At 68.1% G+C, this 4,118-nt stretch carries 1 protein-coding gene; it reads left to right on the top strand.

The window, feature by feature from the left end; all coding sequences use genetic code 11:
* Positions 1-4,118, top strand: a 4,118-nt coding sequence (locus FDP13_RS21370; protein ID WP_370512569.1) for a beta strand repeat-containing protein, incomplete at both ends; no start/stop codon positions are given.

Below are 4,118 nucleotides of genomic sequence, written 5' to 3'. Positions count from 1 at the left end.
ACGGCGCTGACGGTGACGACGGCGGGGACGCTGACCAATACCGGGCGGCTGGAAGGGCGGCGACTGGCGCTGACGGCAGACCAACTCGACAACGGCGGCACGCTGCTGGGGGTGGACGCGCTGACGCTGGCGATAGCCGGGACGGCGCGCAACCGGGCGACGGGGCAGTGGCTGAGCCAGGGGGACGGGCGTCTGACGGCCGCCACGCTGGACAATCAGGGCGGCTGGCAGGGCGAGCGTATCACGGCCGACGTCGGGCGCGTGCGCAACGCCGGGCAGGTGCTGGGTCTCTCGGCGCTGACGCTGACGGCCGATAACGCACTCACCAACACCGCCACCGGTCGCCTGCTGACGCAGGGGGCGGCGGTGCTGAGTGCGGCGACGGCAGAGAACGACGGCGACTGGCAGGCCGGCCGCCTGCAGCTGACGGCGGACCGCCTGCGCAACGGCGGGCGGATACACAGCGACGGCGACCTGGTGGTCACGCTGCCGACGGCGGACGGCGACCCGCTGCGGCGGGCGGCCCGGCAACTGGCGCAGGATGTTCAGGCCCTCGGGGCGGGCGAGCTGCGCAACAGCGGGACGCTGAGCGCCGGGGGCGACGGCCGGCTCACCGGGCGCGGGCTGGACAATGCGGGCACGCTGTCGACCGGCGGGGCGCTGACGCTGCGCGCCGGGGACATCACCAACGCCGGACGGCTGGAGAGCCGTACGCTGAGCCTGACCGGCGACAGCCTGGATAACGGCGGCACGCTGCTGGCGGAGCAGGGCGGCGGGCTGACGCTGGGCGCCGGGCTGACGGTGGGCGAGTCGGGCCGGCTGCTGAGCAACGGCGACTGGCAAATACAGGCAGGAACGGTGACCAGTCTGGGGCAGTGGCAGGGGAAAAACCTGCTGCTGAGCGCGGACACGCTGACCCATGACGGGGTGCTGCAGGCGGAGCGGGACATCACGCTGACCCTGACGCAGGCGTATACCGGCGGCACGGGCAGCCAGGTGCGGGGCAACGGGGCGGTGACGCTGACGGCGGACCGGGTGACGCAGCAGGGCGACATCGGCGGCGAGCGGCTGACGCTCACCACCGGCGCGCTGAGCAACGGCGGGCGGCTGGTGGGGCTGTCGCAACTGGACGTGACCAGCCGGGAGCGGCTGACCAATACCGCGGACGGGGCGCTGCTGGGCAACGGGGTCGCCAACGTGAGCGCGCAGGCGCTGAACAACGCCGGCGTGCTGCAGGGCGACGCGCTGACGGTGCGGGCGGGCACGGTGGACAACGCCGGCAGCCTGCAGGGCACGTCGGCGCTGACGCTGGACGGGGTGACGCGCTATGACGGCGGGACCGACAGCCGGCTGCTGAGCGGCGGCGCCATGACGCTGGCCCTCGACACCGCCGACAACGGCGGGCTGTGGCAGGCGGGCGAGCTGCGCGTCAGCGGCGCCTCGCTGACCAACCGGGGGCGGATAACCGGGCTGGACAGTCTGACGGTTGACGCGGCCAGCCTGACCAGTACCGGCCAGCTGACCACCCGGGGGCTGGCGACGCTGCGCGGGCGGCAGTTTGACAACGGCGGCACGCTGACCGCGCTGGGCGACCTGACGGCGGACTTCGGCGACGGCCTCGTCAATCAGGCGGGCGGGCAGCTGCTGAGCGGCGGGGCCGGCCGGCTCACCACCGGCACGCTGGACAACCGGGGCCTGTGGCAGGCATCGCGGCTGGCGCTGACGGCGGACACCCTGTTCAATCAGGGGACCCTGCTGGGGCTGGACGACGGCGACATCCGACTGACCGGTGCCTATGTGGGCGGGGTGGACAGCCGGGTGGGCGGCAACGGCGCGTTCGGCCTGAGTGCGGCGACGATAGACCAGGCCGGGCAGTGGCAGGCACGGGACGTGACGTTGCGTGCCGCGCGCCTGCGCAATCAGGGCACGGTAACCGCCGGCGGGCAGCTGAGCGCCACGCTGGATGACGCCCTGGAGAACACCGCCGGGGCCGTGCTGTCGGGCGGGACGGTGTCGCTGGGCGCGGCGACGGTGAGCAACGCCGGGCAACTGGAAGGCCGGGACGGGCTGACGGTCGCGGGCGGTAGCCGGCTGGACAACCAGCGCGGCGGGCAGCTGCTGTCGGGCGGCCGGCTGGCCCTGGGCGCGCCGCAGCTGACCAACGCGGGCTGGGTGCAGGGTCAGGACCTGACGCTGACCACCGCGCAGCTGGACAACGACGGCACGCTGCAGGCGCAGCGCGGGCTGACGCTGCACCTGCCGCAGTGGACCAACCGCGGGACGGTGCAGGCGGGGCAGTTGGACATCACCACCGACGGGACGCTGGAGAACCGGGGCACGCTGCTGGGGCTGACGCGGCTGGCGCTGCAGGCGGCGCGTCTCGACAACGCGGACGGGGCGCGGCTGTACAGCGCAGGCGCACTGCAGCTGCGCACCGGGCAACTGGTGCAGAGCGGGCAACTGGCGGCGCTGGGCGACCTGCGGGCGGACATCGGCAACGCGTTCACCTTCACCCGCGCGCTGGCGGCGGGGGGGCAACTGACGCTGAATGTGACGGGGGACCTGGTGCAGGCGGGGACGCTGCAGGGCAACGGGGTGACGGTGACGAGCACGGGCACGCTGACGCAGCAGGGGCGCATCGTGGCGGGCACGGGCGACGGCACATTGTCGGCGGCAACCATCAACCAGACGGAGAGCGGCAGCATTCAGGGGGGCGGCGCGCTGAGTCTGCGGGCGACTGGCGGCATCGTCAACCGGGGCTTTGTGGGGACGGCGGGGGACCTGCTGCTGCAGGCGGGCGGGGTGATAGAGAACGGCGGTCTGCTGTACGGCGGGGGTAATCTGTGGCTGCTGTCGGATGCGCTGGTGAACCGGTTCGGTAACATTCTGGCGGGCAACAGTCTGTGGATACAGCGCGACGCGGCGGGCACGGCGAGCGGCAGCGTGCTGAACAGTTCGGGGACGATAGAGACGCAGCGTGGGGATATCACGGTCCGGACCGGGACGCTGACCAACCAGCGGGAGGGACTGGTGGTGACGGAGAGCGGCAGCACGGCGGCGGACATGCCGGACTGGGCCGGCGGGACGACGATTTATGTTCCTATTGATTGGTTTAAAGACGGTGATATTGCAGCCTATACAGCCAATTCTAACCCTAATAGAGAAGGTGGCTCAGATCTTGAAGACATACATTTTCTCCCATTTCCAGTGAGGGATGATTTATTAACGTTAACGTTCAGTACCTTATCCAATAATATCACTGTAAATTCAACTAATGCTCAAGGGAGTATTTCTTCCGCCAGAGACATGAATATTATCGCCGGATTATTAATTAATGATGCTGCTGCGATTTATTCAAAAGGGAATATTTATCTTTCCGGAGAGACGCTGAGAAATAGTTCTTATCGTTCGGGCTCTTTGTCAGAAAACTTGGTGTATGAGTATAAATCAAGCGAATATGATTTAGATATTTTAGGCATGGCCCCTATCGAATGGCTTCAAAATGTAATTAAAGGTAATTATCGATGGGATAATAATGTGGATTATTTTGATTATCTTAGAGATCATGAAATAAGTTTCATTAATAGAGATCGGTATGATAGTGATATCGTTCGATATGTATTAAAAGATAGACAAATCATATCCACCCCCGGCCAGACCTACGCCGCGACCATTCAGGCGGGCGGCGCGATAACCGCCAGCTTCACCCAGAATATCAGCAACACCAGCCTGCAACCCGGCAGCGGCGGCTTTATGCCGGCGCTGGCCACGCCGACGCTGGCGGGCGTGAGCGCGTTAACCCCGGTGGGGGCGCAGGCCGGACGGGGGCTGAGCGGCGGCAGTGCGTCCCCGGTCAGCGGCAGTGCCCTGTCGGGCGCGGGGGCGAGTGTGGCCTTGTCCGGTCAGGCTGGTGGTCCCGGTGCTGGTTACAGTCCGGTCAGCCGTGACAGCGCGGCCGCTTCCGGCAGCACCGTGACCCCGGCGGGTATCGATACCGGGCTGGGGACGGCCGCCCCGGTCGCTCCGGGCGCGCGCTCCCCAGGTGACCTGCAGGCGGCGCTGCGTCAGGGGCTGGCGCAGGTGGCCGGCCCGTCGCTCACCGACTACCCGCTGCCGAC

The organism is Dickeya sp. ws52, assembly GCF_007210685.1.
GTDB classification, from domain to species: Bacteria; Pseudomonadota; Gammaproteobacteria; order Enterobacterales; family Enterobacteriaceae; genus Dickeya; species Dickeya chrysanthemi.
This window is presented reverse-complemented; position numbering and strand designations above follow the sequence as displayed.